This is a genomic window from Bacillus sp. Medicinal_06 (assembly GCF_056711665.1).
Genome location: NZ_JBWYHD010000003.1, coordinates 392,848 through 417,487, shown reverse-complemented (window position 1 = coordinate 417,487; position 24,640 = coordinate 392,848). Strand labels below are relative to the sequence as shown.

The window sequence follows — 24,640 nt, the reverse complement described above, 5'->3', positions numbered from 1 at the left end:
CTGATGTGTTATAAATATAGATTTTAAAAATGAGGTGAGATATATGCAAGTGTTAGTAAAGAAATTAGCAGATGAATTATTGCAGGCAGAACAATCATGTAAACCAATTTCTCCTTTTACGGAAAGATATCCAAATCTATCAGTTTCAGATTCGTATAACATTCAGCTCGAAGTAGTGGGACAAAAGTTAAAACAAGGCCGTACGGTGATTGGAAAGAAAGTCGGACTTACGAGTGATGCAATGCAGCGAATGCTTGGAGTAGATGAACCGGATTACGGACATTTGCTAGATGATATGAAAGTAGAAAGTGGAAGTGTAATCTCAGTAGATTCATTTGTATCCCCAAAAGTAGAGGCGGAAATTGGATTTGTTTTAGCAGAGGATTTAAGTGGACCTAATATTACATATGTGGATGTGTTAATGGCAACGAAGTATGTTGTACCTACGCTTGAAATCATTGATAGTCGTATTGCAGATTGGAAGATTAAGCTCGTTGATACAGTAGCAGATAACGGCTCATCAGCGAAAGTTGTGGTTGGTAATCAGTTTTCAAACGTATCAGAAGTAGATTTGCGTACAGCTGGAATGACGCTCTATAAAAATAATAGTTTAATTGCTACTGGTGCAGGAGCAGCGGCATTAGGGCATCCTGCGCAAGCTGTTGCTTGGTTAGCGAATAAACTTAGCGAATTTCAAATTTCATTGAAAGCTGGAGAATTAATTTTACCAGGTGCATTATCAGGAGCTGTTTCGGTTGAATGTAATGATGTTATTCAAGCTGATTTTGGCTCTCTTGGTTCAGTGTCTATTAAATTTGTATAATTCTATGGTTGTTTGAAAAGGAGGGGAATATATGTGGGAAAAGTGAAGGCGGCTATTATAGGCTCTGGAAATATCGGTACGGATTTAATGTATAAAGTAAGAAAAAGTGAAGTCATTGAAATGGCTGCTATGATAGGGATAGATTCTGAATCAGACGGATTAAAGAGAGCGAAGAAAGAAGGGTATGAGATTTTTGATACTGGTATACAAGCAATCATTGAGAACCCTAGCATAGCGGATATTATATTTGATGCTACTTCAGCGAAAGCTCATATGTATCATGCAGAAGTTTTAAAAGAGTTAGGGAAGTTAGTAATAGATTTGACACCAGCGGCATGTGGACCATTTGTTTGTCCAGCTATACAAGAAGGTAATGATGTAGATGCGCGAAACGTCAATATGATTACATGTGGTGGGCAAGCAACAATTCCAATTGTTCATGCTATTAACGAAGTGGCGGATGTTACGTACGCGGAGATAGTTGCTACAATTTCTAGTTTAAGTGCAGGCCCAGGTACACGGGCAAATATCGATGAATTTACAATTACAACAAAGCGGGGAATTGAAGAAATTGGGGGAGCTGATTACGGAAAAGCACTTATTATATTAAATCCTGCAGATCCCCCTATCTTAATGAGAGATACAGTATATTGTGAAGTTAAGCATATGGATGAATTATCAATTAGTCAAGCAATCTACAAGATGATTGAAGTAGTGAAATCGTATGTTCCAGGATATGCTTTAAAACAAGAACCGATGTTTGATGGGAACCGTGTGACTGTATTTTTAGAGGTAGAAGGAGCTGGGGATTACTTTCCTCATTACGCTGGTAATTTAGATATTATGACAGCAGCGGCATTGAAAGTTGGTGAGAGGTTTGCAGCACGAATAATCAGGGAGCAGAAGCGAGGTGTAATGAATGAAACGAAATAGCGATATGCCAATTAAAATAACGGAAGTTTGTTTGCGTGATGGAAGTCATGTGATGAGGCATCAATTTACAGAGGAACAAGTTCGTTCTGTCACTAGAGCGTTGGATGAGGCTGGTATGCATTATATTGAAGTTAGCCATGGAGATGGATTAGGTGGTTCTACGCTGCAATATGGAAAATCGTTAGTAGATGAAATGAAACTCATTGAAGTAGCAGTAGAAGAGTGTAAACAGGCCAAGGTAGCTGTTTTACTTATTCCTGGAATTGGTACAATCCATGAATTAAAACAAGCACGAAGTATTGGAGCAAGCTTTGTTCGTGTAGCAACTCATGTAACGGAAGCGGATGTTTCTGCACAACATATTCATTTTGCACGGGAGTTAGGTATGGAAGTATGCGGATTTTTAATGATGGCACATTCTGCCCCTGTTGAAAAATTAGTAGAACAAGCAAAGCTTATGGAAAGTTACGGGGCACAAGCTGTTTATGTAACGGATTCAGCTGGAGCTTTATTACCACATGAAGTACGGGAACGTATTCAGGCATTACGTCAATCTTTAAATATCGAAATTGGTTTTCATGGTCATAATAATCTTTCTGTTGCAGTAGCAAATACAATTGCTGCAATTGAAGAAGGGGCAACGCGCATTGATGGCAGTGTCCGTTGTCTTGGAGCAGGGGCAGGGAATGCACAAACAGAGGTATTATTAGCTGTGCTAGATCGGATGGGATATAAGTTAGATATAGATTTGTATAAAATGCTGGACTTGGCAGAAGACATTGTTGCTCCTTTGTTACCAGGACCGCAAGAAATCCAAAAAGGCAGTCTAGTTATGGGATATGCTGGTGTATATTCAAGCTTCTTACTACATGCTGAGAGAGCTGCTCATAGATTTAATGTAGATGCTCGTGATATTTTAATAGAACTTGGTAGACGAAAAGTAGTTGGTGGACAAGAAGATATGATTTTGGATGTAGCAGCTGAATTAGCGAAGAGAAAAATGGAGGTGTAAAATATGGCTTTAGTTAAAGGCGCAGATTCAGAGATTATTGAATATTTACTTCAGGCAGAGAGAGAACGAAAAGAAGTGGTAAAGGTAACGGATCAGCATCCTGATTTAACAGTAGAAGATGCTTACATATTACAAAAACGATTAATTGAACAAAAGATAAAAAAGGGATCCAAACGAGTTGGTATAAAGCTTGGATTAACGAGTAAAGCGAAGCAACAAATGATGGGGATCGAGGAAGCGATTTACGGTTATTTATTAGATAATATGTTAGCTTTTGAATGGGTTCCGGTTCAGTATGAATCATTGATTCATCCAAAAGTAGAGCCGGAGATTGCCTTTTTAATGGGAGAGGATTTACAAGGCACTAACGTTACAGCAGCTGATGTATTAAAGGCAACAAAATATGTTACGCCAGCGTTGGAAATTATCGATAGTCGTTATCTGAATTTTAAGTTTACATTACCTGATGTAATTGCAGATAATTGTTCATCTTCAAAATTTTTACTAGGAAGTAAGTGGGTTAACACTCAGGAAGTAGACTTAGCCAATGTTGGAATGGTGATGTCGAAAAACGGTAAAGTGGCTACAACGGGAACAGGAGCAGCTGTACTTGGGCATCCTGCATCGGCAATTGCTTGGGCAGTAAATAAGCTTGGGTTACAAGATGAAGGGTTAAAAAAGGGTGATATTGTGCTAAGTGGAGCGTTGTCTGAAGCAGTTGCTTTCAAAGCTGGTGACGCTATGATTGCGCAGTTTGATGGTTTAGGTAGTGTATCGATGTTTTGTGAATAAACAGTAAAGTGAGAGATGGATATGCCAATTGTACAAATTCAAGTGATTGAGGGTAGAAAACAGGAGCAGATTCACGATCTCATTTCAAATGTTACAGATGCAGTCGCGAAAAGTTTGAATGTGGACGCTGAACGTGTACGTGTACTAGTAAATGAAATCCCGGGTTCGCATTGGGGAGTTGGAGGAAAAGTAAGAGGTAGTGTGGAAGAAAAATAATATTTGTAAGTAAAAGCAATTCTTTATGATAAATGAAGAATTGCTTTTTTGTTTTGATATGACGGAAAATTATATTTACAATTGTATTAGTATAAAGAAATTTGTTAATGGGAGAGAAGAGGTAATATGTATAAAGTTGTCTTTTTTGATGTTGATGGCACTTTATTAAGTGAAATTGATAGAAGTATGCATGCAAGTACGAAAGAAGCTATACGGAGAGTAATTGATAAAGGTATCAAAGTAGTAGTTACAACAGGAAGGCCTTACAGTTTATGTTTAGAATTTAAAGAGTTAGGTGTTGATACGTTTATTTCCGCAAATGGTGCACATATAAAATGTAATGACACAGTTATACATAAATCAGTGCTTTCGAGAGAAACAGTTCATGATATCACAACTTTTGCTGAGATAAATGGTCATAGTGTTTCTTATTTTACAGAGGAGTTCGCAATGAATGGTGTAGCTTCTAATGATGAACGGGTAATGAAAGCGCTAAAAGAGACTTTGCATCTACAACAATATCCTGAAAAGATGAAATCACTTTTAGGAGAGGTGTATTGTGTGTGCTTGTATGCAGATGAAACAGAAGCTCAAAAATTTCTAGAAAAATTTCCGAATCTTAAATTTGAGCGTTTTCATAACTATGTGATGAATGTACTTGAAGATACTGAAGTTTCGAAGTTAACAGCTATTAAAAAGGTATTGGAATATCTAAATGTTTGTAAATCGGAAGCAATTGCTTTTGGAGACGGTGGAAATGATGTTGATATGTTAGAGTATGTAGGGTTAGGAATTGCGATGGGAAATGGAGGAGAAAGGCTAAAGGAAAAGGCAGACTTTGTTACAAAAAAGGCAAGTGAAGGCGGGATAGCCTATGCATTAAAGGAGTTTAGTGTCATTTAAGTTGATGCAATCCAGCTTGAACAAACATTGTAATTCTCCTTATCTCCATATATAATAGTTTCTTGAGAGTATTATATCACATTAAAAATTTTGAAAATTCTAGTAGTTTGACTAGAAAAATGAAAAGTATTATATTGTAAAAGGTCATATGAAACGAGAAATAGAATGGAAAGCAATTATTGAGTTAGGAGTTTAGACCAATGAGTTCGAGATATGGAAGAGATACAATTGTTGAAGTAAATTTAGATGCTATAAAACATAATGTAAGAGAATTTGAAAAACGTGTAAACGATAAAAATATTGAAATGATGGCAGCTGTAAAAGCAAATGCATACGGACACGGGGCGGTTGAAGTCGCAAAAGCAGCAATTGAGGCAGGAGTGAATCAACTTGCTGTTGCTTTTGTAGATGAAGGTATTGAGCTACGCGAGGCAGGAATTTCTGTACCGATATTAATTTTAGGGTATACACCAGTAGAAGCTGCTAAAGATGCTGTTGAATATGATATTATGATGACGGTATATAGAATAGAAGATTTAAAAGAAATTAATGAAAATGCTAAGGAAATTGGAAAAAAAGCGCGTATTCAAGTAAAAATCGATACAGGAATGAGCCGTATCGGTTTGCAAGAAGAAGAAATCGTGCCGTTTTTAGAAGAACTAAAAAACATGAAGTATGTGGAAGTAGAAGGTATATTTACACATTATTCTACAGCTGATGAAATAGATAAAACATATACAAATATGCAAACAAGTTTATTCGAGAAGGCTGTCGATATAGCGAAGGAAATGGGTATTCATCTTCCGTATATCCATAGTTCAAACAGTGCGGGATCAATGGAACTAAGCAATACATTTCAAAATATGGTTCGTGTTGGAATTGGGATTTATGGTATGTATCCTTCAAAAGAAGTAGATCATACCGTTGTGTCATTGCAGCCAGCATTAGCATTAAAGTCAAAAGTAGCACATATTAAACATGCGAAAAAAAATCGTGGTGTAAGTTATGGGAATACGTATGTGACAACGGGTGAAGAATGGATTGCAACTGTTCCGATTGGCTATGCAGACGGTTATAATCGCCAATTGTCTAATAAAGGATATGCATTAATAAATGGTATTCGTGTACCTGTAATTGGCCGTGTTTGTATGGATCAATTGATGCTAGATGTTACGAAAGCGATGCCTGTACATGTAGGGGATGAAGTAGTTTTTTATGGTACACAAGGTGAGGAAGAAATCGCTGTAGAAGAAATTGCAGATATGCTTGGAACGATTAACTATGAAGTAACTTGTATGCTAGATAGAAGAATACCGCGTGTATATAAGGAAAATGGTGAAACTACTGCCGTTGTGAATATATTAAGAAATAAATGAAATAGAAAAGACTGAATCGTTAAGGTTCAGTCTTTTCTATTTCATATTAATTTTTAAAACTGGGCGCACGCCGTAACCAGCCACACTGACATTTGCGTAGCTACGAATACTGCAACTTGTACCGACAAAAAATGCACGCGAAGGCTTATTTCCTTGTGTTCGCAGCCACCACCAGGAACAGCCAACTTCTTCACCGTTTCTGATGATATAGTTATCTTTGTTCGTTTTATCATATACATATAAGCTACATCCATCGTTTTTTTAAATTTTGGCAAAGTCCGTTCCAATGGCGCGCCGCAAACCCTTGCCGTGTATATCAGATAAATCCTTTATCTCGGTAACGCTAAGCAAAAAAACTTTGTCCTTGGTATCTGGGGTGCCTTCTCCATTGTCCATGCAATGAGTCGTCTTTATAAACTCCTTTTCGGCGGCAGTGAATGCGGTGTTATAGAATTCACTGTTCAGCCACTTGCGCAAATCACAGTCATGCCATGTAATATCCACGCAATCACCCCACTTAATATCCGCTGACTCGCCATGATATCTTCTGCAGTCCAAAAAATACTCGCTCAAAATAAATAATTCGTTATCTGAACTTTTCAACACCCTCCATTTTATCGGTGTTTTATCTGTTCCCTCCGCTGTATGTGGATAAGTACCAAAAGTAATGACTTCACCCGGCTTTATATTCTCGTCTAGCATAATAGCTTCCTCCTGATTCGTTTCTAATTTAATTATATAACATTGATGCAAGTGCTTTATGCCACCAAGAATTCTGAAGAGTATTTTAGAAAAAGGCGGGATGTTGTAACCATTCCTCTAAATCCACATTTCCTTGAACGGATAATAATCGATATAAATATCGGTATGGTGCTCTGCATCGTTCTAAATAGGGAATGGGCAGTATTGTTTCGTAACCTTTCCGGAAAGCGTTGGCCTCTTTTTCTGTAAATACATATTCTAATCCGATAAAGTCAAGCTCTCTTGGTGCAACCACGTAAGCCTCAGTATCTACTAATCCAGTAATCTCTATACCATCTGTTAAAAATTGAGTTGGGTCCATGTCGGTTAAAATAAGAGTTGTTTCTTTTGGTGTCGGTAGTGCATAAAGTTGTGATTGAAAAACTTCGAATGAGTCATTTATTTTAGAATTATTAGAGTAAAACATAGTTACAAGTTGTTTACTTACGTCTGTTATATGTTGGTGAAATTTATGAAGTGGAATTTGAAAAGTTCCAGACGGATTTCCAATATAATTTGCTTTATACTGATGGATTTGTGCTAAGCCTTTTCCAAGGTTATATAAGATAGAATCGGGTTGTCCTATAAATGATTTGAGTACTTGACCGTTTAACTTTTCAACAACAACATACTCTCGCTCTAATGTATGTTTCTGTAATATTTTCGGAATAGGGAGTGTTGTATGCTTTTGTAACAATGTATGTATTATCTCGAGATCATGTACGTTTCTTGGATCAATTCCAAATAAATTTTTACACCCCCACCAAAAATCATTATTTGGTTCCTCTTTCATTTTAGAAGTGCGGACGATTACTTCTTCCTTCTCTGTTTTTACGAGCCAGACATCGCTTGCATGATTTTCGTATCCTGGATGTAATGTGTCTATTGATAGAATAGGGGAAGTAAAGAGTTGTTGGAACATGAAGATTCTCCTTTTTCTGTAAAGTTAATAAATTCATTATATAACATAATGGAAAAAGAGGGATAATCCACTTAGATTATAGATACTTGAACACAACAATAGTGTATTTAATTATTTAAAGAGTGTTACAAGACCATGATGAAGTGGTCTTGTTCGTTTTTGAAGTATTTTATTTTTTGATTTTTGAAAGATAGGGACATAGCTGAGTACTGATGTTATATAAAAAATTGTATTTCTTCATTTTTATATGAATTATCTGAATAATATTTTTCAATCTTTTATTTTTAATATTAGTGATATATGAGTAGGAAATGAACGAAAGAATTTGAATTTATTTTTTAGAGGGAATGATGAAATGAGTTTGATTAGAAATATATTTCTCAATAATGAATGTAAGATAATATATGAAAAATTAAGAAATTTTCATATATAATAGGTATCGATTAATTAATAAAATTAATTATTAGATTAATATTGTTAATTATTAAAAAGGAGAGGTTATTATGGCGAGAGTTCTTGTAATTCATTTTCCTGGAGAAGGGCATATTAATCCGACAATCGCAGTTTTAAGTGAGTTAATACAAAGAGGTGAAGAAGTTGTTGCGTATTGTATTGAGGAATATAGAAATAAAATTGAAGTAACAGGTGCCGAATTTCGAACATATGAAAACTTTCTGTCACAAATCAATATAATGAATCGAATAAATGAAGGGAGTAGCCCTTTGGAAATGCTATCTAAAATGATTGCAGCGACAGATAGCATTGTGAGCGAGATTCTAGAGGAAATAAAGGAAGAACAATATGATTATGTTTTGTATGATAATCACTTCGCAGTAGGACACATTATAGCAAATGTGTTGCAGTTACCGAAAATATCCTCATGTACAACTTTTGCTTTTAATCATTACATTTCTTTTCATGATAACGTTGAAAGTAGAAAAATAGATGAAAGCTCTCCATTGTATCAATCTTGCGTATTAGGGATGCAAAAATGGGAAGAGAAATATGGCATTCAATGCAATAGTTTATATGATATTATGAATCATCCAGGAGATATTACGATTGTGTATACTTCTAAACAATATCAACCCCATTCCCATGTGTTTGATAATTCTTATAAATTTGTCGGTCCATCTATTGCTATACGTAAAGATGTTGGGAGTTTTTCGGTTGCCAGGTTAAAAAAGAAGCCAGTTATTTTCATTTCAATGGGAACCGTCTTTAACGAGCAACCGGAATTATACGAAAAATGCTTTGATGCATTTCAAGATATTGGTGCAACTGTTTTGTTAGTAGTTGGTAAAAAAATAAATATAAGTCAGTTTGAAAAAATTCCAGCAAATTTTCAAGTGTATAACTATGTACCACAGTTACAAGTCCTGCAACATACAGATGTATTTATTACACATGGAGGAATGAATAGTTCTAGTGAGGCTTTATATTACGGTGTTCCATTAGTTGTCATTCCCGTTACGGGAGATCAGCCATTGGTAGCTAAACGAGTAGAGGAGTTAGGAGCAGGAATTCAGTTGGATCGTACTAAGTTGACTGTTGAAATGCTACGTGAAGTAGTAGAGAAAGTGATAAATGATAAGAAATTCAAAGAAAATAGCTGCGAAGTTGGAGAGTCTTTACAGGCGGCAGGTGGCTATAAAAGGGCAGTTGATGAAATATTTAAATTTAAAAAAGAGGCTCTATCTAGTTTCCTTCAAAAATAAATAGGAAATCCATAAAAACACACTTCTACAAAAGTGTGTTTTTTAGATTGAAGTGTAAATAATATTGAAAAAAATACCAAAAAAGTGAAGGGTTTGTGTATATAAAGTAATTCCTTTGTATTTCCAGAAAAAATTCAGTATGATAATACTAAGAAAATATATCTGTTTTGGGGGTAATCAATGAAAAAAATATTTGAATATGTGTTATTAACAATTGGATCGATTATTGTAGCTGGCTCATTGGAGTTGATTTTGGCACCCAATGGACTAGTAGACGGTGGGGTAACAGCTATCTCCATTATGGCAAATAAAGTTGCTGGATTGCCGTTGTACGGTGTGTTCTTAGGACTTAACATTCCTATTTTATTATTTACTGCAAAAGTAATGGGGAAAAAGTTCTTTATTCGTACGTCCTATGCAAATATTGTAACGACCCTTGGTTTAATCTACTTAAAGCCATTTCCAGCTATCACAACATCTGAATTATTAATTGTCTTGTATGGCGGAGTGTTATTTGGGGTTGGTGTTGGAATTGTTGTGAAGATGGGCGGTGCAATTGACGGATCAGAAATGTTAGCGGTCTGGATGAACAAGCATTTTAAAGTGCCGATTAGTACATTTTTACTTGCTGTAAATGCTGTTATTTTTGTGTTTGTTGCTATTTTATTTTCAATCGAGCAAGCAATGTTCTCACTCGCAATTTTCTATATTGTTACGAAGATGATTGACTTCATATTAGATGGTATTAATCAAGGCAAGAGTGTCATGATTATTTCGAGTAAAAATAAAGAAATTGGTGAACTTCTTATGAAGGAGTTACAACTTTCTGTTACGTATCTACATGGAGAAGGTGGTTTTTTAGGGGAACATCAGAGAATTATCTATTGTATTACAAATCGTTTTATTTATCCCAAAATGAAAGATCTCGTTCTCTCTGTAGATTCAAGTGCCATCATTGAAGCTTCTTATTCAACGGAAACAACTGGTGTGAAACGTCCAGGAATTTCATCACGTTCAGGGCAAACATCAAATGATTAGACCAAAAACTGTTCCTTGCAATTATTTGTGCGAGGAACAGTTTTTTTGTCTAAACCAAGCTTTTTTTAATAATGTTACAACAGTTTCAATTGAATCGATTGGTATCCCTCCAAAGCCTAGTAATACATAAGCTTCTTTTTGTAAGTTATTTACTGAATCGTATATGGATAGAGGGTAAAGTTTTACATGTTTTTCAGCAGCTGATTGAATGAGTTCTTGTTCAGTCATGCCGTTATGAACACGGAGCACAATGTGAAGCCCAGATTGATCTCCAAGTATATCGACATTCGTGCCCATTTGGTTCATAAGTGATTTCACTAATCTATGATGTTTTTTCTTATATAATGTACGAACGCGGTTTAAGTGCCGATCCCAATCTCCTTTTTGAATAAAGATAGCAAGAGCAAGCTGTTGCATTTTAGAAACTGTTTGTTTGAAAATACCACCAAGTTCCTTATAAGCCTCTAAAAGGTGATTAGGAAGAACGATATAGCCCATTCGTAAAGATGGTAAAAATGATTTTGAAAAAGTCCCCATGTAAATAACACGTTCATTTGTATCAAGTCCTTGTAATGAAGGGATAGGTTTTCCAACGTAGCGAAACTCTCCGTCGTAATCGTCTTCAATAATATAACCTTGCTTAGCGTTGGCCCACTTTAATAACTCAAGTCGCTTTGATAAAGGCATAATCATGCCGTATGGAAATTGATGAGAAGGGGTAACGTAAGCAACGTTCGCATTGCAATCATTAAGAGATGAAATGTTGATTCCTTTCTCATCTAATGGGACAGGGTAGCTGAGAAGACCGCAGCTTTGAATGATAGCTTTTACACGATGAAACCCAGGGTTTTCTATGGCGTATGATTTTTGCTTGCCAAGTAATTGTAAGAGTAGCCAAAGAAGGGGTTGTGTACCAGCACCAATAATAATTTGCTTAGGTGTGCAATGAACTCCCCGAGCATGATATAAATACTTTGCAATGTGAGCGCGAAGTATTTGTTCTCCTTGTGGATCTTCTTTTGTAAATAAGTCGTTTTCATATTGAAGTAAAGATTCTTGTATTGCTCTTTTCCAATTTGAGAGTGGAAAAGCTGTTTGATCGATATTGCCTTGGCTACAATCAAAATGAATGAGTTCGTTTCCTGTTGTTTCTAATGGATAAGATCGTTTTTGTTGTTTATTAGGGATAACATCTACATCTACTTCAGCCACAAATATACCGCGCTTTGGTTTACTCTCTACATAGCCTTCCGCGGCTAACTGTTGATAAGCGGATTCGACTGTAATACGGCTAATACCAAGTTGTAACGCTAAATTTCGATGAGAAGGGAGACGGGTTTCAGAAGGGAGTGTTCCCTTTAATATTTCTTGTTTCATATACTCGTAAATTTGTATATAGATAGGTGTTTGACTTTCTGATTGTAGAGGGATAATTAAATCCATTGTATACACTCTCCTTTAAAGCTGGCCTTGTAAAAAAGAAATGAACTGCCACTTCAGAACAGGGCAGACTTTAATTAAAATAATGATATAACATTTAGAAAATTTTATAAATAGTTAGGAGAGATTACTGATGAATGTGAAGGAAATACAAACAGAAGAACAACTAGATGAGGTATTACCTGTTTTACAACAATTACGAACTGCACTTACAAAAGAGGAAGCTCAATCTTTATTTCGTCAGATGAAAGAAGAAAATTACCAACTGTTTTCTTTATGTAATGAAGATGGTGAAGCTGTTAGTCTTGCTGGTGTAGCTGTTTGTACGAATTTCTATAATAAGAAACATGTTTTTGTATATGATCTTGTAACAGCAGAGGCGTATCGGTCGAAAGGGTATGGTGAAGAATTGCTATCATATATAGAAAAATGGGGAAAAGAACAAGGCTGTACTTGTATTGCTCTAACATCAGCTTTTTCGCGTATAGATGCTCACCGTTTTTATGAGCGAGAAGGTTATGAAAAGGTAAGTTATTCATTTCATAAAGAGTTATAATAGAGAAGAAAATAGTAGATTCTAGATGCGATAACATATAGAATCTACTATTTTTAGTTATAGCAGAAATAAATTATAAAAAAGGTACGATAAGTTTCTTGTCGAATAGTTTTCATGACATAATAAAGGAATATTTAAATGTGTAGAAAGTTGTAAATGAAAAAAGGAGCGTCTATATTGGATAAAATAAAAAAAATATCAATTCCAAATGAGGGAAGAGTTATTGTTATTTCTGATATTCATGGCGAATTAGAGCTTTTAAAAAAATTATTAAGCAAAGTTAACTTTAGTACAGAGGATTATTTAATCATTAATGGTGATCTTTGTGAAAAAGGAAGAAATAGTATAGGTGTTGTAAACTATGTTAGGGAGCTTGAGGCTCATAATCCAAACGTACATGTGATTGAAGGGAATTGTGAAGCAATAGTTGATGCTCTCTTAAATGAAAATCCAGGGTTAATAAACTATTTATGTACGAGAAAGTACTCTATATTTAATGAATGGCTTGATCAATTAGGTTTTCATATTAACGAAGAGACGGATATTCGTGAGGTAAAAGAGAAATTAACGAGTCACTTTTCAATAGAAATAAAATGGCTTACAGAATTGCCGACTGTAATTGAAACAGATGACTATATTTTTGTGCACGCAGGACTTGAAGATATAGAAGATTGGAAGAAGACTGAACGGAAACATGCGATTGCAATGCCGGAGTTTTATACGAAATCACATCGTGCAAATAAGTATGCAATCGTTGGGCACTGGCCTGTTGTCAATTATTCTGAAGAGGCGCCATCTAATAATCCAGTTATCGATGAACATAAGAAAATAATTGCGATTGATGGGGGAAATGCGATTAAAGAAGCGGGACAATTAAATGCATTTATCATTCATAGATCAATTTCTACAGATGTGTTTTCATATACATATGTAGATCATTTTCCGCGATATGAAATATTAGCAGATTTTGATGCAGAACCAATGATGCAAGGCGGAGTTACGTATCCGCATTATCATATTGTACCAGTTGAAACAAATGTTGATTTTACAATATGTAAACAACTAGAAACAAAGAAATGCTTATATGTTAAAAATGAATATATAAAGCAAAATGAATCAGACGATTATACTGTTAAAACGGATATTTCTTGTGCACAAATCAGTGTAAGGAAAGGTGATATTGTTTCGCTTATTGATGATAGCTGTACGGGATATGATTTAATTAAAAAAGATGGTGTGGAAGGCTGGATAGAGAAGGGACTTCTTCTTAAAGTGAAAGAGAAGGAATTAAAAGTATATAGATAAAAAATAGGAGGAAGAATATCCTCCTATTTTTTATCTTGTAGACTTTGGGAGCGCATTCGTATTTCATCTAATTTGTTGCGAAGTTCATCTTCTAAATTAAAATCAAAAAAGTTAGCTAACTTACATAAATAAGCTAGACAATCAGCAAGCTCTTTACCAAGATTTTCACGAATTTCTTCCTTCGCTTGAGCATATGCTTCATGTTCAGAAACGCCTTCTTTTTTTAGTTGTTCAGTTCTGTAAAAGAGTGCCCGAAATTCCTCGGCGACTTCAGCGACCTCTGTCGTCAATAACATATGAATATATAGGAGAAATTCTTTACTGTGCTGAAATTCATTGCGTCTATCATTGTGACTCCATCCCATTTCTTCTTGAAATTGTTGATATAGTTCTTGAACATGTTTCATAATAAATTCCTCCAAAATGATATAACAGCAGTTTCGTCTAATCACATTTTTACAAATGTAGAGAAGACTGTTTTCGTTCTTCTGAAGAAACAAACGAAAAAGAATCTTTATTTTCTACATATATTTTTTGATCCTGAACAGGTTGTATCATAACTGTTTGGAAATTTCTTGATTTTAGTGCGTCTTGAATTCCAGTTGTCATGAGTTTAATGAAGAGTATTGTAATAAAGAATGTAATGAGTGTATAAAAAATAATCCATAATGAAAGATTCATTTCATAACGATTTAATCCGATAAGACCTGCCCAATCATTTGAGAGTGAAACGGGTTTGAACTCACCTTGGTCCACTTCTTTCAGTTGTACCCCGCCGATCACAATGTTAAGTAATGCCAAGTGAATCGTGAGTATGAGTGTTTGTACAATATGCTCCATAAATAAAACAAATATACGATCGATTAATAAGACACGTAAGTGTTTCTTTATAATATGGAAACGGCTTGCCCCCATTAATTGTGAACTTAATATATAATCTTTTTGCATAAATTCATCAACTTCTGATGAAATATATAACGAAATTGTAGGGAGAGCAATAAAAATGAGTATAATAGCTTGATAAAGTGCAAATGGGATATTTGGGCTTAGTCGATCCGCGTTTGATGTAATTACAATATTGACCGGTGTAATAAGTATAAATGCAATAAATACAGTTGGAATATAATAAAATACCTCTGAACATGCCTGAAAAAATCTTTTACATTTTGCGCCGTATAAACTTAATAGAACGCCTAAACATGTCCCAAATAAAATACGGAAAAAACTAATTACGATAGCGAATACAATTGTAAATTTCGCTCCGTCTAAAATTTGTAAGAAGATAGAATCCCCGAAACGGTCAGAGCCAAAAGGTGGCATTAAAGATGGTGGAAAGGGTGCCTTTCCAAGTAACTCATTCTTGTCATTATAAAGCAACAGAGGTGCTTGGGGTATACTATCTTTAAAGAAAAAACTATAAATAAAGCTAGCAATAACTAATGAGAAAAGATAAATGAATCCGACTAAAAAGCGTTTTGATTTCCAAATAGATTTCATAAAGTTTCTCCTTTCATTTGCTTTTGCCACCTATTCATCATGAAAGAAATGATTTGAAAGAGTATATAAAATGGTAAAATAATCATGATAAGTATGATAAATGTAGCAGCGGGTGAAATGAATGCTTTACTAAATAAAAATTGAATAATGCCTTTCATATTAAAAACAAATTCTAAAACGAACAAGTTAGAAAGCAAGAAAACAAAAATTGTTTTTAAATGATGGAAAAAGTGAATCGATATATTTTTGAATAAATGAATGCATAGTATATAACTTGATGAAAGGCCCTTTCCATATGCAACCTCTACATATTGTTTTTCATGTTCTTCTTTTATGTATAACACCATCATCCGAAACATTTGTAATGTAGGTAAGACTGCTAAAGATAAACTAGGAAGTAAATAAGCTCGATTTTCATTAAAAGAGATAATTGTGACAGGAGATTCTCCAAATTTCTGAAGTACCCAAATGAAAAATATTTGTAAACAAATCATCATCATCATATCAGGGATCGCTTCTAATATAAAAATAAATCTGTTAATCCATTTTTTAATAGAATCTTTCGCCAAAAAATAGAAAAAAGCCATGCTAGATGAAAGAAAAAGTGCAAGAAAAAAAGCTGCAAATAAAACAGTAAATGAATATACGTAAGGTTCTAAAACAGTTGGGAATAATGGTACTTCTTTTACATTACCAAACTTTGCGTCTGACGTTAAAACTACGAGGGATTCAGGGGAGAATACCTGTTTGAACATAGTGAAAATTTGTTTGAAAAATATAATTGGTTGAAAAGTGAAGCCGCCTTGCGTGACAAGTAAATAAGGTAGATTTAGTAATAGTAAAAGTGATAAAACAATGGATGAAAGTTTTATCACAAATTGAGATGTTTTGTTTAACATCAAATCCCTCCGTCGACTTTTTACAATATTATACAATAAATGACTTTATTATTGTTTGATTTTTCCAAAAAATAAATATAATATTATTAATATGTTTAATTCTAATATTCGATTTAATGGCATGGGAGGCAAATATGGAACGTATATATATGCAAGGGGAAAAAGTGATAGTAAGAAAAATAGAAGAGAAAGATATACAGTCGTTATATTCACAAATATATAAGGAAGAAGAACCTGAGTGGAAGAAGTGGGATGCGCCGTACTTTCCGTTTTCAATTCAGGAATATTCCGTGTACAAAGAAAATTTACAAGCACGATTAAAAGATGAACCATTATCTCAGCTTATTGTTGAGAATGAGGGGGAAATAATCGGAACTGTAGGTTTCTATTGGGAGTACAAGCCAACGCGTTGGCTAGAAATCGGGATTACCATTTATGAACCAGCGTATTGGAATGGAGGATATGGTACAGAAGCTTTGCGATTATATAGAGATTTGCTATTTAGGAATATGGAAATTGGTAGAGTTGGATTAACGACGTGGTCTGGAAATGAGCGAATGATAAAAGTTGCAGAAAAAATTGGGATGAAGCTAGAGGGGAGAATGCGGAAATGTCGCTATTACCAAGGGACATATTATGATTCTATTCGAATGGGGATGATACGTGAAGAGTGGGAAGCGTTAAAAAAGTTGAAGGAGTGAAGAGGGATGTATGCTGTTATTGCTACATTTGATGAAATATTTTCAAAGCACGTGAAAGAGATTAGAGAGGAACGAATAGATATTGGACATAACGAAGACATAGAACCTCATATTACATTAGCAGATTATCATACTTTGGATTTAAAACTGTATAGAGAGGAATTAGAAAAATTTACAGAACATATAGGGTGCTTTCCAGTTAGATTTTCTTCTGTTGGTACATTTCCTACAAATGGAACTATTTTTCTCGCACCAACAGTAACGGGAAGATTGTTAGAACTTCATCAATCATTCCATAATCATTTCGCGGATTTTCATGATCAGCCGCAGTCATATTATGTACCTGAGAAATGGGTACCGCATTGTACGATTGCAAACCGTTTAGACAAAGAACAGTTTATCCGTGTAATGGAATTTGTATATAAAGATTTCAGCGCACAAAAGGCAGTTGTAGAAAGTTTAAAATTAATTAAAGTAAACTATGAAAATGGTAATCCAGTTTCCTGTAACATATTAGCAGAATACAATTTGAAAAGAACGGAGACATCAAGATGACGTATGTAGTTAGAGATATGAACGCAAAGGATATTGCCGTTGTACAAAATGTGGCGAAAGTGGCTTGGCATGATACATATAAAGGAATTATTCCACAGGGGATTCAAGATGAATTTTTAGAGCGAGCGTATTCAAATGAAATGATGAAACGACGTATGGAACATTCGCACATATTCGTAGCAGAAATAGATGATCAAATTGTTGGATTTGCCAATTTTTCACCTATTAAATATCAAAATGAAGCGGAATTAGGAGCGATTTATATATTACCGGGACACCAAGGAAAAGGGGTTGGTACAGCTTTATTGCAAAGAGGTATTACCCTTTTAGAAGGTGTTCGAAAGATTTATATCCATGTAGAAGCCGCGAATGAAAAAGGGAAGTGCTTTTATGAAGCAAAGGGCTTTGCAGCTTTAGAGCAATTTGAAGAGAATTTTGAAGGGCATAAGTTGCAAACTATAAAAATGGTTTTATATACATAAAGAATAAAGCTAAAAGGAATTACATAATAAGAAGCAGCTGTGTCCCAGCTGCTTCTTATTGTGTAAGGAGAAGGGGAGTGTAGGTGAAAGTACAATCAGTGCATGTTGTGTTCTGATGGGATGAAGGGAAATTTCATGAAACAAGTATAGAAACAGGGTTTATGGTAATTGTAATGGAGTCAGAGAGTTTGGCTGGCAATATATGAATACCAATTGTAGAAATAGAAGAGGGAGATAATGGCAGAAAAAGTTTGGGATTTTTAATCCGTGATAAACAAGTTTTTATACAAGGAATTAAGGAGTATGTGTAAGGAAAATAGGATAATATATTCAAAAAAATTATATTTAACTATAATTTGGTAAAAAAATAATATATCGTAAAATGTTGATTTTAATATATATTTAGAATGATTGAAAAATTCCTTTTCAATTTATTATTATTATTCTATAATTATCCAGGTAGAGTTAAATTTTAGTTGATTCTACTAAATCATTCATTATTAAGGGGGAAATTTTAATGGCTGGACAAATTCGTATGAGTCCTGAGGAGCTTAAAGCAAAATCTGCTTTATATGGGCAAAGCTCTCAACAAATTGATGACATTCTTCGTAAATTACAAGGGTTACAGAATGAATTGCGAGGGGAATGGGAAGGGCGTGCTTTCGAAGGTTTTGATCGACAATTTAATGAATTAAGACCGAAAGTAGAAAACTTCGCACAATTATTACATGAGATTAATGTTCAACTTTCAAAAACTGCAGAAGCAGTCGCTTCTCATGATGAAGAGTTGTCACGTAATTTCGGCTTGAAATAAGAAACACTGATATTCTCTACATAAAAAGAAGGTTTCAAAGTTAGCCATGCGACTTCTGTTGTATGGCTAACTTACTTTCAAGAAAAGAATAAATTTTAATTTTTATGTGTAATAGGCAGGTTTTAGATTTTTTTATTCGCAGGAGTGATAAGTATTGAAAAAGTTTAAGTGGAGTGTCTTGTTGTTTATCGTGTTAGCTCTTGTATTTGCAACAGGGACGTCCTATTTAGCTTTAAATAAAAAGCTAAAGAAAGAAGATGAAAAAAACACTCCAAAAATGACGGTTGCTTTAGTAAATGAAGACCAAGGAACGGTATTTGAGGGAAACAAAATAGCGTTTGGAGATCAGTTTATAAAAAACATCAATAAAGACAATAATCAAGAGTGGTATGTAGTCAGTCGTGGGGTAGCAGAAAGTGGTTTGAAAAATAATAACTATAATATGATGATTGTAATTCCAAATGACTTTTCTAGAAAGGCTGTGTCAATTCATGCTGAAGCACCAGAGAAATTAACTTTAAGTTATAAAGTAAATGCAACTGGAAATAAAGAGTTAAAAACAGAAGCAGAAAAGACGGCAGCATCGATTTTAGAAGATTTTAATCGACGTATTATAGATGTTTATTTCGCTAGCATTATTGGGAAATTACAAGCTGCACAGGATAACGTTGGGGCAATTGTAGATAAAGAACAAGCACATATGAAAGTATATAAAACAGATGTACATAGTCCTTTGGCAAACTATACACAACAATTTAAAACAGTACAAGATTATACAGGTGTCTCGGTTGATAGTTTTAAAGGGTTTCAAGGGGTATTACAAAGGTTTGGGCAAACAATTGATGAGGGTGCGAAATCTAATGTTTCTTATTTAGATGGTTTCGGTAATCTCCAAAACTTGCAGACAAACAATAATTTGTTAGCAAATAATTTTTCAAATCAGCTCAATCTGTTTACTAGCGATCTCAACACAAATGATGTGTTAAAGCAATTAAGTGCATTAGAATCGGCGAATAAAGTAATAGCAAGCCATTTCAATGACTCAGATAAACAATCTGATGTTTTATCCGACTCAATGGCAATTCAACAATATTTAGCAGATGTCACGAATAAAATGAAAAGTTATGATGCGGAGCTAGCGGATAAGCTAAAGACAAATATCCAGGAAACAATCAATGAGAAATTAAAAGCAAAGCTGTCGGGTAATGATAAAAAAGAGATATATTTAAATACTTTAATGCAACAACCAAACGATCAAATTAAGAAACAAATTGAAAGTTTGATAAATAAGTTAGCAAGTATGAATGTTGAAGAAATTGATGGACTCACATTACCTGATGAGACAAAAACGCAACTGAAAAATGTAGTGAAAGTTTCTGAGAAGTATAGTGAAGAAAATGACTTCCATTATGAAGGCTCTAACGATATTCCATTAGAAAATACAATCAAGAATATTAAGAAGGGCTTAGCTACTGATGGAATTACTTTTGAAGATAAAGAAAAAATTTCAAAAATGGATGCAGAGCAAACGTTTAGTTTACAACTTCCAGAGGGATTTGAACTGTATTCAGGTACTGAATCTTTAATGATTAATGGGCAAGACCATACTGCAGACTATTTAAGTAATGGAAGCGTCAAGCTATCTCCCCAAGAAGCAGGGGACTTATCTGTTAGTGTGCATGTCAAATTATCAGATGAAAACGCAAATATTGATGTTTTTAAACCAGTAACATGGAAATGGGATTTGACTCATACTGCTGAAAAAACAACACCTTATCCAAAACCTGAAGTTACTTCTCCTGTTGATCCAGAAACAAACAATGGGAGTAATAGTGAACAAAATAGTCAAGTCGTTCAGCTAACAAATCGTGTGAAAACACCAGTACAGTCGATTAAACAATTGACTGATAGTACTACTGGCAATGAAACAACAAAGCCTAATAAAGATGGTGACAAGAAGCCAGGTGAAGGCGGCGGTACAACGGATCCAACGAAGCCAGGTGAAGGCGGCGGTACAACGGATCCAACGAAGCCAGGTGAAGGCGGCGGTACAACGGATCCAACGAAGCCAGGTGAAGGCGGCGGTACAACGGATCCAACGAAGCCAGGTGAAGGTGGCGGCACAACGAACCCAACGAATCCGGGTGAAGGTGGCGGCACAACGGATCCAACGAAGCCAGGTGAAGGCGACGGTACAACGGATCCAACGAAGCCAGGTGAAGGTGGTGGTACAACGGATCCAACGAAGCCAGGTGAAGGCGGCGGCACAACGGACCCAACGAAGCCAGGTGAAGGCGGCGGTACAACGGATCCAACGAAGCCAGGTGAAGGTGGCGGTACAACCGATCCAGGTGATGGAAATAAATACGGTGAAAAAACAGAACGTACAAATGACCATATTGTCCATCAGAAATCGGAAAATCTATCTTCAGCATCAGTAGCGGATGGTTTAATGAAGGATGCTGTAAACACAGTAAAAAATTATGAAGAATTATTAGGCCTATACCAACTATATTATGGGCTCGATATGAAAACAGAAGATTTATCAGGACAGTTAGAAACAGCATCGTTAAAAAATCTTGCTACACCAAATTCTCTTTATTACATGTTAAATAAACAAAATGTAATAGATATGATTACAAATCTTGTTTCATCTGAGATTCATGCAGAAGTTACGTCTGATATGGATCAAGTAAAACAAAAAATTAATGATTTACAAGTAATAGCTAACAATGCTAGCCAAAATTCAGATCGTTTAGCAGAAACATTTAAGCAAACATCAGAACAAGCTAATGTCATGAATACGAACTTAGCTGAGTATTTAAATGGTGCAGCGAAGTGGCGTGAAAATAGCTTGAAGCTGATGGAGGAACAAAAAGTATTAATAAGTAATCGTGAGGGAGAACAGACAGCTATATTAGCATTAGATACTGGGTTGAAATCGTTATTCACGCAGAGTCAATCGCTAGCTGAAAGTTCCAAAGGGACGTTGTTAGCCTCTGATGAGGTATATAAAACATTTGATCAAATTAATAATCAAGCAAAAGAGATTCAAGATAGTGGTGTAACGATTGTGTCAAAAGCTGATACATTATTAAACAATTTAACTGAAAAAGTATCAGATGATAAATCATTCTCGAAAAACTTCAGTAAAGTATTAGCGAATAGCCGCATTGGTGAACGACAAAATGAACAGTTATACCAATTTTTAGCGAATCCAGTTTTAAAACAAAATGATGGTGTTATTACAGCTGGAAATACCTTCACACCATATTTAATTGTATTAGTATGTTTTATTGTTTCTTTATTTACGTCATACGCGATTGCGAATCAAGAAAGAAAGCGGAGTCAAAAAGATGATTTTGAAGAGAAATTATCGATTTTAGATATGAACTTACCAGTTACGGCAATTACATTTGGAATAGCTATTGTTGAAGGAATAATAATTGGTATGATCGCTGGAAAACTATTGGAATTCAGCGGGAACCAAAAGTTAATTTGGATCGCCTTTATAACAATTACAATGATGGCTTTTGTCTTTGTTTCAACATATCTATTACGTCAAATAAAAATGATAGGTATGTTTATCTTATTGACATCCTTAAGTCTGTATTTATTTTTAACAGAAGCTGTTGGAGTCAAAGTAACTAAGACATCCCATCTTGGTAAGTTACGCGAATTTTCACCACTACAGTATATAGAAGACTTCTTCAACAATTTTATAAGTGGTAAAAATGATGGGCATGTCACTTTTGCAGTACTTCTTGTAATCGCAATTGTTGGATTTATTATGAATTTATTTGTATGGCATAAAAGGTGGGAGGAAAATAAGGACGATGATGAAACAGTGCATAAAGCTAGTTAAGTTATCATTTGTCTTTTTTCTTTTCTTGTTTGCCGCGTTACCCATGAGGGGCGCGGCAGACAGTTACCTGAATGACAATGGTAAACTTGAGTTTAAAGTGGATCGTGTACACCAAGAGAATCAAGAAGGAAATGAAAAAGGGCAACAAGAGACAGAACTTGATAAAGCGGCCATTCAACTATTTAACCCAGAAGTTGAAAAGCAAATTCATGAAAAACAAAAGAAAGAAACGAAAGAGATGAAAGAGTTGAATGACTCTTTATTTTTAAATACGAAAAAAATAGATGATATGAAAGACACACAGCAAAGCTTATTTTCAAAAGATTATAATGTGAAGGAAAGTTCTGGTGAAATAGATAGTAGCCAAGCAAAAACGGAAGAACCAATTAGTCCAACATTGATTGGATTAATCATTATTGGGATTATATTCATTTTTATTGGATTTGGAATCATCATTCGGAAAATTTTGATGTAAGGAGAATCACGAATGGCTATACAAACACATATTAACGTCACTGTTGATTTTCATAAATGGAATGGAAATACATACGATTTACGAATTCCAAATCATCAATCTGTTAAATATTTGCTTAAAAATTTAATTGAAACATTGAATATCGAACAATACGATACATCAAATCATGTAATTAAAGTTGTGAATAAATCGTTATTATTAACAGATGATGATAGATTGGTAGATTATCAAATAACAGATGGGGATATATTACAAGTAATATAAATTACATAATTATGAACAAAGCACGTAGCCTATTCAATGGAAATAGGTTTATGGTGAAAAAGGAGAAGAGGTAGAACATGACGGAGAAAATAATTCAGATTGATTCAATGGAGTATCGATTTGAAATAGAAGAAGATACTTGGAAATTAGAACTTGCTAAATCACAAACGCAAGTAAAAGATAACCGTCAATTGGAGTTATTAACAGATGTATCATCTATTTTTCTACCAGTAACTATAGAAGAACAAGATGATACATTTATTTTTACATATACAATAGAAAAGAATTTATTGAAATGGGGAGATTTAAAGGGATTAGGAAGAAATGAAAAATTACGTTTAATTCGAAATGTAGCCCATTTTCAAAAGTATTTACATAGAAGAATAACTTTCTTTTTACACCCTGACAATTTAGTATTTGATGCAAATTTAATGCCATTTATTATACATCGCGGAATTCGAGATATTGTCCCGCCAAAACCACTAACAGAAGATCAATTTTTATTCCAATACAAATGCCTTATTGTAGCGCTGTTTTCTAAAAAACATAGTTATGATGATTTATATGCTGGTTTATTAGAAAATGCAAAAGAAACGACATTTGAACAGAATGTCGTGAACATGGAAAGCTTTGAGGAATTGCTACAGTTTATTGAAGTGAATTTTCTAAAGGAACAAGAAAAGGCAGAAAAAACAATGCAGCTTGTTCCGAAAAAACAGTTTCAATTATTTAAATACTTAGCATTCTCGTTTGCGGCAGCAACAGTTATTCTAGCAGCACCAGTCGTTTACTATACCTTTATGAAAGTACCCTATCAAAATAAGCTTTTAGAAGCGAATAAAAATTTCCTAGCAACGGATTATGACAAAGTAATTAATAATTTGAGCGAAGAAGAGTTTGAAACATTACCATTCGCATCTAAATATGAGTTAGCGTATTCCTACTTGAAAGTAGAAAAACTATCTGATGCGCAAAAAGCAGCAATTATGAAAAATGTTACTTTAAAAAGTGATGAAAAGTATTTATTGTACTGGATTTATAACGGAAAAGGTAATTTTGATAAATCGTTAGATTTAGCGAAAAGTGTCGATGATCCACAATTAATTATGTATGGGTTAATTAAACAAATAGAAGCAGTAAAAAATAATCCGGATTTACCAGGAAAAGAGCGCGATGAAAAGCTAAAAACATTTGAACAACAATTAAATGAATATGAGAAAAAATATAGGGATTCATCCGATGAAAAAGATATATCGAATACAGAAAAGGCAAAGTAAACGGAGGGAGCTTTTGCTGAATACTGGATATATAAG

The 24,640-nt window shown here is 34.5% G+C and carries 24 protein-coding genes and 1 pseudogene; 19 read left to right on the top strand and 6 right to left on the bottom strand.

What is annotated here, in order from left to right:
- Positions 1-43: 43 nt before the first annotated feature.
- From AC1M36_RS09200 to alr, 7 genes are all read left to right on the top strand, one after another.
- Positions 44-823: a 2-keto-4-pentenoate hydratase gene (locus AC1M36_RS09200; protein WP_336453673.1), complete on the top strand. Its 780-nt coding sequence runs from the start codon at positions 44-46 to the stop codon at positions 821-823.
- Between the two features lie 33 nt (positions 824-856).
- Positions 857-1,756: an acetaldehyde dehydrogenase (acetylating) gene (locus tag AC1M36_RS09195; RefSeq protein ID WP_336453672.1), complete on the top strand. Its 900-nt coding sequence runs from the start codon at positions 857-859 to the stop codon at positions 1,754-1,756.
- Positions 1,743-2,768 carry a 4-hydroxy-2-oxovalerate aldolase gene (gene dmpG, locus AC1M36_RS09190; protein WP_336453671.1) on the top strand — a complete coding sequence of 342 codons (1,026 nt, stop codon included), beginning with the start codon at positions 1,743-1,745 and terminating at the stop codon, positions 2,766-2,768. Before AC1M36_RS09195 ends, dmpG begins: the two co-directional genes overlap by 14 nt.
- A 3-nt stretch (positions 2,769-2,771) precedes the next feature.
- Positions 2,772-3,560, top strand: a complete 789-nt coding sequence (locus tag AC1M36_RS09185) for a 2-keto-4-pentenoate hydratase (RefSeq protein WP_336453670.1) — start codon at positions 2,772-2,774, stop codon at positions 3,558-3,560.
- A gap of 21 nt (positions 3,561-3,581) precedes the next feature.
- Positions 3,582-3,776: a 4-oxalocrotonate tautomerase gene (locus tag AC1M36_RS09180; protein WP_336453669.1), complete on the top strand. Its 195-nt coding sequence runs from the start codon at positions 3,582-3,584 to the stop codon at positions 3,774-3,776.
- 126 nt (positions 3,777-3,902) lie between these two features.
- Entirely contained in the window at positions 3,903-4,679 is a 777-nt protein-coding gene (locus tag AC1M36_RS09175) for a Cof-type HAD-IIB family hydrolase (RefSeq protein WP_336453668.1), read from the top strand.
- A gap of 200 nt (positions 4,680-4,879) precedes the next feature.
- Positions 4,880-6,055 (top strand): alanine racemase, encoded by a 1,176-nt coding sequence (gene alr, locus AC1M36_RS09170; protein WP_479845783.1) that lies wholly within the window; start codon positions 4,880-4,882, stop codon positions 6,053-6,055.
- A 36-nt stretch (positions 6,056-6,091) separates the two neighbouring features.
- On the opposite strand, the pseudogene AC1M36_RS09165 reads toward alr, so the two are convergent.
- Positions 6,092-6,757, bottom strand: a pseudogene (locus AC1M36_RS09165) (DUF6273 domain-containing protein).
- Between the two features lie 85 nt (positions 6,758-6,842).
- Positions 6,843-7,718, bottom strand: coding sequence for a phosphotransferase (locus tag AC1M36_RS09160; protein WP_479845782.1), 876 nt, complete (start codon positions 7,716-7,718; stop codon positions 6,843-6,845).
- A gap of 503 nt (positions 7,719-8,221) precedes the next feature.
- Between AC1M36_RS09160 and AC1M36_RS09155 the strand changes: the two genes are divergently transcribed.
- Both AC1M36_RS09155 and AC1M36_RS09150 read left to right on the top strand, forming a co-directional pair.
- Positions 8,222-9,436 (top strand): macrolide family glycosyltransferase, encoded by a 1,215-nt coding sequence (locus AC1M36_RS09155; protein WP_336453665.1) that lies wholly within the window; start codon positions 8,222-8,224, stop codon positions 9,434-9,436.
- A 180-nt stretch (positions 9,437-9,616) separates the two neighbouring features.
- Positions 9,617-10,474, top strand: coding sequence for a YitT family protein (locus tag AC1M36_RS09150; protein ID WP_336453664.1), 858 nt, complete (start codon positions 9,617-9,619; stop codon positions 10,472-10,474).
- Between the two features lie 21 nt (positions 10,475-10,495).
- Here the strand turns inward: AC1M36_RS09150 and pdxR are convergent, their stop codons facing one another.
- Positions 10,496-11,917, bottom strand: a complete 1,422-nt coding sequence (gene pdxR / locus AC1M36_RS09145; RefSeq protein ID WP_479845781.1) for a MocR-like pyridoxine biosynthesis transcription factor PdxR — start codon at positions 11,915-11,917, stop codon at positions 10,496-10,498.
- Between the two features lie 130 nt (positions 11,918-12,047).
- Between pdxR and AC1M36_RS09140 the strand changes: the two genes are divergently transcribed.
- On the top strand, positions 12,048-12,470 hold the full coding sequence (locus tag AC1M36_RS09140; protein ID WP_336453662.1) for a GNAT family N-acetyltransferase: 423 nt from the start codon (positions 12,048-12,050) through the stop codon (positions 12,468-12,470).
- 177 nt (positions 12,471-12,647) lie between these two features.
- A complete protein-coding gene (locus AC1M36_RS09135) occupies positions 12,648-13,775 on the top strand; it encodes a metallophosphoesterase (protein WP_336453661.1) in 1,128 nt (375 codons plus the stop codon).
- Positions 13,776-13,798: 23 nt separating this feature from the next.
- On the opposite strand, the gene AC1M36_RS09130 is transcribed toward AC1M36_RS09135, so the two are convergent.
- From AC1M36_RS09130 to AC1M36_RS09120, 3 genes are read right to left on the bottom strand one after another with little or no spacing between them, the layout of a single operon-like run.
- Entirely contained in the window at positions 13,799-14,182 is a 384-nt protein-coding gene (locus AC1M36_RS09130; protein WP_336453660.1) for a MazG-like family protein, read from the bottom strand.
- Between the two features lie 49 nt (positions 14,183-14,231).
- Positions 14,232-15,272 carry an ABC transporter permease gene (locus AC1M36_RS09125; RefSeq protein ID WP_336453659.1) on the bottom strand — a complete coding sequence of 347 codons (1,041 nt, stop codon included), beginning with the start codon at positions 15,270-15,272 and terminating at the stop codon, positions 14,232-14,234.
- Positions 15,269-16,171: an ABC transporter permease subunit gene (locus tag AC1M36_RS09120; protein WP_336453658.1), complete on the bottom strand. Its 903-nt coding sequence runs from the start codon at positions 16,169-16,171 to the stop codon at positions 15,269-15,271. Before AC1M36_RS09120 ends, AC1M36_RS09125 begins: the two co-directional genes overlap by 4 nt.
- A gap of 134 nt (positions 16,172-16,305) precedes the next feature.
- On the opposite strand from AC1M36_RS09120, the gene AC1M36_RS09115 reads away from it, so the two are divergent.
- The 8 genes from AC1M36_RS09115 (at position 16,306) to essB (ending at position 24,604) form a co-directional block, all read left to right on the top strand.
- Positions 16,306-16,872, top strand: coding sequence for a GNAT family N-acetyltransferase (locus tag AC1M36_RS09115; protein WP_336453657.1), 567 nt, complete (start codon positions 16,306-16,308; stop codon positions 16,870-16,872).
- A 6-nt stretch (positions 16,873-16,878) separates the two neighbouring features.
- Positions 16,879-17,427 carry a 2'-5' RNA ligase family protein gene (locus AC1M36_RS09110; protein WP_336453656.1) on the top strand — a complete coding sequence of 183 codons (549 nt, stop codon included), beginning with the start codon at positions 16,879-16,881 and terminating at the stop codon, positions 17,425-17,427.
- Positions 17,424-17,909: a GNAT family N-acetyltransferase gene (locus tag AC1M36_RS09105; RefSeq protein ID WP_336453655.1), complete on the top strand. Its 486-nt coding sequence runs from the start codon at positions 17,424-17,426 to the stop codon at positions 17,907-17,909. The genes AC1M36_RS09110 and AC1M36_RS09105 overlap by 4 nt, the downstream gene beginning before the upstream one ends.
- 517 nt (positions 17,910-18,426) lie before the next feature.
- Positions 18,427-18,723: a WXG100 family type VII secretion target gene (locus AC1M36_RS09100; protein WP_241815638.1), complete on the top strand. Its 297-nt coding sequence runs from the start codon at positions 18,427-18,429 to the stop codon at positions 18,721-18,723.
- 154 nt (positions 18,724-18,877) lie between these two features.
- The gene (gene esaA, locus AC1M36_RS09095; RefSeq protein ID WP_479845780.1) at positions 18,878-22,588 is read left to right on the top strand and encodes a type VII secretion protein EsaA; all 3,711 of its coding nucleotides are present in this window, start codon (positions 18,878-18,880) and stop codon (positions 22,586-22,588) included.
- Complete coding sequence (gene essA, locus AC1M36_RS09090; protein WP_336453653.1) at positions 22,560-23,063, top strand: type VII secretion protein EssA; 504 nt, start codon at positions 22,560-22,562, stop codon at positions 23,061-23,063. Before esaA ends, essA begins: the two co-directional genes overlap by 29 nt.
- Positions 23,064-23,075: 12 nt before the next feature.
- Entirely contained in the window at positions 23,076-23,327 is a 252-nt protein-coding gene (locus tag AC1M36_RS09085; protein ID WP_336453652.1) for an EsaB/YukD family protein, read from the top strand.
- Between the two features lie 77 nt (positions 23,328-23,404).
- Positions 23,405-24,604, top strand: coding sequence for a type VII secretion protein EssB (essB, locus tag AC1M36_RS09080; RefSeq protein WP_336453651.1), 1,200 nt, complete (start codon positions 23,405-23,407; stop codon positions 24,602-24,604).
- The last annotated feature ends 36 nt before the right edge of the window (positions 24,605-24,640 follow it).